Origin of the sequence: uncultured Plantibacter sp., from assembly GCF_963518075.1 — a bacterium.
Lineage (GTDB): Bacteria > Actinomycetota > Actinomycetes > Actinomycetales > Microbacteriaceae > Plantibacter > Plantibacter flavus_A.
Map to the genome: position 1 here is coordinate 1 of NZ_CAUQHZ010000033.1, position 4870 is coordinate 4870.

Below are 4870 nucleotides of genomic sequence, written 5' to 3' on the forward strand. Positions count from 1 at the left end.
CGACCTTGCCGTGCTCCGCCGTGATGATCTCCGCCAGCTCGCCCTTCTTCGCCTCGAGCAGCTCACGGAACTTGAAGACGATCTGCTGACGCTTCGCGAGCGGCAGGTCGCGCCAGGCGGGGAAGGCGGCAGCGGCGGATGCGACGGCGCGGTCGATCTCCGACTGGTCTGCGAGCGCGACGTGCTTCGTCGCGACACCGAGCGCGGGGTCGTAGACCGGGGCGGTGCGGCCGGAGGTGGACGGGGCCTCGGCTCCGTCGATCCAGTGCGGGACGACCGGCAGCGTGCCGGCGTCGGTGGTGGTGCTCGTGGCGGTGGTGGTCATGCGGATGGCTCCTGGGCGTCGTGGGGTGCAGGGGTGCTTGGTGTTGGTCGTGCCGCGGCGGACGGGGCCGGGGTCGGGAGTCCCGACACCGAGTCCCAGAACGGGTCCGGCTCGCCGCTCATGCGCGCAGCTCCCCGAGGGCGGCGTCGATGATGGCGACACCCGAGGCGACCTCGTCGGCGGTCACGACAGCGGGCGGGACGACGTGGATGCGGTTCTCGCTGATGAACGGCAGGAGGCCGGCCTCGAGCAGGGACGTCTTGAACCGACCCATCGCCGCCGCATCGAGTGGTGCGCGGGTGTCGCGGTCCTCGACGAGCTCGACCGCCCAGAACACGCCGCTGCCGCGGACCTCGCCGATGAGCTCGTGGCGCTCGGCGAGGGAGCGGAGCGCGGGCCCGATGTGGTCGGCGCCGATCGCCTTGGCATGTTCGACGACGCCTTCCTCGGCCATGGCGGTGAGCGTCGCGACGACACTCGCGGCGGCGAGCGGGTGGCCGGAGTATGTGAGTCCGCCAGGGAACACCTGCTCGTCGAAGACGCGGGCGATGTGCTCGGAGACGATGACGCCACCGAGCGGCACGTAGCCGGAGTTGACGCCCTTCGCGAAGGTGATGAGGTCGGGTCGCACGTCGAACGCGTCGAACGCGAACCACTCACCGGTGCGGGCGAAGCCGGCCATGACCTCGTCGAGGATGAGCATGATGCCGTAGCGGTCCGCGATCGCGCGGACCCCCGCGAGGTAGCCGGGTGGCGGCGTCAGGATGCCGGCGGTGCCGGGGACGGTCTCGAGGAGGATCGCGGCGATCGAGCCGGGACCCTCGGCCTGGACGGTGCGCTCGAGGTGACGGAGAGCGCGCTCCGACTCCTCCTCCGGCGTCGTGGCCCAGAACTCGGTGCGGTAGAGGTAGGGGCCGAACACGTGCACGTGACCGCGCGCGTATTCGTTGGGGATGCGGCGCCAGTCGCCCGTAGCGACGATGGCCGCGCCCGTGTTGCCGTGGTACGAGCGGTAGGTCGAGATGACCTTGTCCCGGCCGGTGGCGATGCGTGCCATGCGGATCGCGTTCTCGTTCGCGTCGGCGCCGCCGTTGGTGAAGAAGACCTTCTCGAAGCCCTCGGGCGCACGCTCGAGGATGAGACGAGCAGCCTCGGCACGGGTCGCGTTCGCCGCGGCGGGCGCGATCGTCGTGAGCTGCGCCGCCTGCTCCTGGATCGCCGCGACGACCTTCGGGTGCTGGTACCCGAGGTTCACGTTGACGAGCTGGCTGGAGAAGTCGAGGTAGTGGCGTCCGTCGTGGTCCCACACGGTGCTGCCGAGGCCGCCCGCGATGGGGAGCGGCTTGAGCGTGCTCTGGGCGGACCAGGAGTGCAGGACGCGCTGGGTGTCGGCGTCGCGGACGCCGGCGTTGTCGAGGCCGGAGAGGAAGTCATTGATCACTCCTGCAGCCTGGCAATCGACGTGGCCGATGTACATGGCGGGATCAGTGGTAGCTTCGGCACATGTCCACCACTTCAGTGATCGCTGGCGAGGTCGGCCGTGCGTCGTCGAACGTGTCCCTGCGTACGCTCATGGCCGAGCCGGTGTTCAAGCTCGGCCTCGTCGTCGCGGGTGACGCCGACGTCCTCGACCGCGACATCGCCTGGGTGCACAGCTCCGACCTCGGCGACCCGACACCCTGGCTGGAGCCCGGCCAGCTGCTCCTCACCGACGGCATGCAGTTCACCGGTGAGATGAGCGACGAGCTCGCCGACCGCCGCGCCGACGAGTACGTCCGCCGCCTCTCCGCCCGGGGTGTGCTCGCGCTCGGGTTCGCCACCGGGATCATCCACGCCGACATCCCGCAGCGGCTCGTCGACGCCTGCGATCGACACGGGTTCACCCTGCTCGAGGTGGGGGAGCGGACGCCGTTCATCGGCATCATCCGGTTCGTCGCCGACGCGGTCGCCGCCGCACGCGTGGCGTCGCTCGAGTGGTCGCTCGCCGCCCAGCGCGCGGTCGCGAGGGCCGCGCTCCGACCCGACGGCCTGACCGCGATCCTCGCGGAGCTGGGGCAGCAGCTCGGTTGCTGGGTCGCGCTGTACGACGCGCTCGGCAACCGGGTCACCACGAGGACGCGCGAGCCGGTGCCGGAGGGTGTGGAGGCCGCCGTCGCCGAGGTGCTGCGGCGCGGGTCGCGGGCCGGACTGCACCTCGCGGACGGAGCGGAGGGCGCGACGCTGCTGACGCTCGGCCGCCGAGGCGAGCTGCGGGGCATCCTCGCGGTCGGGTCCAGTGTGCCGCTCGACCACGCCGAGCACGACCTCGTCTCCAGTGTCATCGGCCTCGCGAGCATCGCCCTCGAGCAGCACAGCGCCCTCGACCTCGCACGCCGGCAGCTGCGCTCCGGGCTCCTCGAGCTGCTGCTCTCCGGCGACCGCGCGGTCGCCGAGCGCACCGCCCAGCGGCTCTGGGGGCCGCTGCCGCCCGACCCGATCCGCGTCGCCGTGGTCGACATCCCCGAGGGTGAGCTGGGCTTCCTCTCGGAACTCGACGTGCAGGCCGCGGCGCATGGCGGCAAGCTGTTCTTCGCCGAGCAGGACGAACGGATCGTCATCGTGTCGAGCGACGCGGACACCGGACTCTGGGACGCCGTCGTCGGTCGCCACGGGCTGTCGGGCGGGGTGTCGGCGAGGACGAGCTGGGAGCGGTTGCGGGACGGGCTGGCCGAGGCCGAGCGGGCGCGCGCATCGGCGGGGGAGACGCCGCGACTCGTGCGATACGAGGCGCTCGCCGAGCAGGGGTTGCTCGGGTTGCTGAGTGCGTCGGGCGGGGAGGTGCTGGCGAACCGGCTGCTCGAGCCGCTGGGCGGGCTCGGCGCTGAGGCTCGTGCGGTCCACGTGACCACGGCTCGGGTGTGGTTGGAGGCCAACTGCGTCACCGATCAGGCGGCTGGCCGCCTCGGGATCCACCGGCAGACCCTCCGAGCGCGCATCGGCACGCTGGAGTCGCTGCTCGACCTCGACCTCTCCCGCTTCGGCGACCGAGCCGAGCTGTGGAGCGCCCTCCAGCTCGCCGACGGCTGACGGATTCGCGCGTCGTGCACCCTCGTTCCCAGATTCACCCCTTCGGTCCCTGAGCTTGTCGAAGGGCGGTGGTCATCGGGGCGGGACTGCACTTCGACAGGCTCAGTGACCGGATGGGGCTCAGTGACCGGGGAGGTTCTCGGTGGGGACTGCCGATCGACGAGCGTCAGTGCACGAGCTGGCTCACACGTTGCACCGAGACCCCGAAGACGGCCGCGGCGTCGCTCTGGCTGGCTCCCTTGGCGATGAGGCTCAGGACGGCCTCGCGGCGCTTGCGCGCTGCCTCGCGCACCTGCTGGCGTGCCTGCTCTTCAAGGGTGTTGGATTCGCCCCAGAGGCCGACCGCCTCATCCCGGACCGTCACAACGACGTCCCCGTGGTAGTCATCGAGATCGAGCCACAGGGCCGCGACGTCGCGGGCAGCTGCAGCGATGTCCTTGAACCTCTTCGCTGAGCCCATGGCGACGATCCGGTGTCCCGCGCCTCGGGGGGAGTCGGTGGTGAGCGAGGGGATCTCGAACGTCCACCACTTGCCGTCGAGGTAGGTCACCACGTCGAGCGTCTGGGTCACGGTTGCTGCGGTCATTCGCGGGCCTCCTGATTGTCTGTCGGCGCGGTCGAGCGGTGCGGTGCGCTACTTCCACCCGCTCGGCGCATCCGGGAACATCTCGATGAGCTGCTTCACGATTCCGGCCGACACCTCGTGATGTGGAATCGTCAGATACTCGCGCCCGTTCTCCGGATTGCCCCATTTCTCGTGGGAACCCTTCTGCTGCCGGAGCAGCACCCAGCCTGTCGAGCTGAGGAACCTCACCACATCGCGGTACTTCTGTGGCCTCGGCATAATTCTACTCAAGCCCCCCATTGATTTCAAGATGAAGAGGGGGCTAGATATTTGAAGCCGCTGACGCAACTCGACCGTGCCCCAGACTGACGAGCCTCGCCCTCCTCGAAAGGCTAGCTCGCGACGTCATCGCACCTGGTCGGGTGCGCGCCCTGTGGACAACGGGAGTGATGCACGCCCTGTGGGGGACGTTCGGCCACCGAGCGCAGCTCGGCCACCGAGTTTGTCGAGGTGCGTACGAGGCACTTCGACAAGCTCAGTGGCCGGAAAGCGTTCCGCGGGTGAGGAGCGCGGTGAGCGGGTGCACCGTGTCCCGGTCCTCGCGCGCACCCCATCCCGGTCCCTGAGCTTGTCGAAGGGCGGTCGACATGGGGCGGGACCGCACTTCGACAGGCTCAGTGACCGGACGGGGGCGTCGGTGGCCGGGGCCGAAGCACCTACGCGATGCGGATGAGCTTCTTGTTGACGAACTCGTCCATCGCGGGCTTGCCCATCTCGCGGCCGGTGCCGGAGCGCTTCACGCCGCCGAAGGGCAGCTCCGCCGCGTCGCCGAGCACGAGGTTGATCCACACCATGCCGGCGTCGATCCCGTCCGCGACCCGCAGCGCCTGTTCCTGGTCGGTCGTGTACACGTA

Annotated in this window: 6 protein-coding genes; 1 reads left to right on the forward strand and 5 read right to left on the reverse strand. The window is 70.2% G+C overall.

Going from position 1 to position 4870, the window contains the following annotated elements; genetic code table 11:
- Together RWN05_RS18065 and RWN05_RS18070 are read right to left on the reverse strand one after the other, a co-directional pair.
- Positions 1-325: aldehyde dehydrogenase family protein (locus tag RWN05_RS18065; protein ID WP_314140608.1), on the reverse strand; the 325-nt coding region annotated here is incomplete at its 3' end.
- Between the two features lie 118 nt (positions 326-443).
- Positions 444-1766 carry an aspartate aminotransferase family protein gene (locus RWN05_RS18070; RefSeq protein ID WP_399543154.1) on the reverse strand — a complete coding sequence of 441 codons (1323 nt, stop codon included), beginning with the start codon at positions 1764-1766 and terminating at the stop codon, positions 444-446.
- 62 nt (positions 1767-1828) lie between these two features.
- Between RWN05_RS18070 and RWN05_RS18075 the strand changes: the two genes are divergently transcribed.
- Positions 1829-3391, forward strand: a complete 1563-nt coding sequence (locus RWN05_RS18075; protein ID WP_314140610.1) for a PucR family transcriptional regulator ligand-binding domain-containing protein — start codon at positions 1829-1831, stop codon at positions 3389-3391.
- A gap of 166 nt (positions 3392-3557) precedes the next feature.
- Here RWN05_RS18075 and RWN05_RS18080 read toward each other — a convergent pair whose 3' ends face one another.
- The 3 genes from RWN05_RS18080 to RWN05_RS18090 all read right to left on the reverse strand — a co-directional run.
- Positions 3558-3977, reverse strand: a complete 420-nt coding sequence (locus RWN05_RS18080; protein ID WP_314140611.1) for a helix-turn-helix domain-containing protein — start codon at positions 3975-3977, stop codon at positions 3558-3560.
- A 48-nt stretch (positions 3978-4025) separates the two neighbouring features.
- Positions 4026-4235: a type II toxin-antitoxin system HicA family toxin gene (locus RWN05_RS18085; RefSeq protein WP_314140612.1), complete on the reverse strand. Its 210-nt coding sequence runs from the start codon at positions 4233-4235 to the stop codon at positions 4026-4028.
- Between the two features lie 437 nt (positions 4236-4672).
- The coding region (locus RWN05_RS18090; RefSeq protein ID WP_314140613.1) for an aldehyde dehydrogenase family protein at positions 4673-4870 on the reverse strand (198 nt) is incomplete at its 5' end.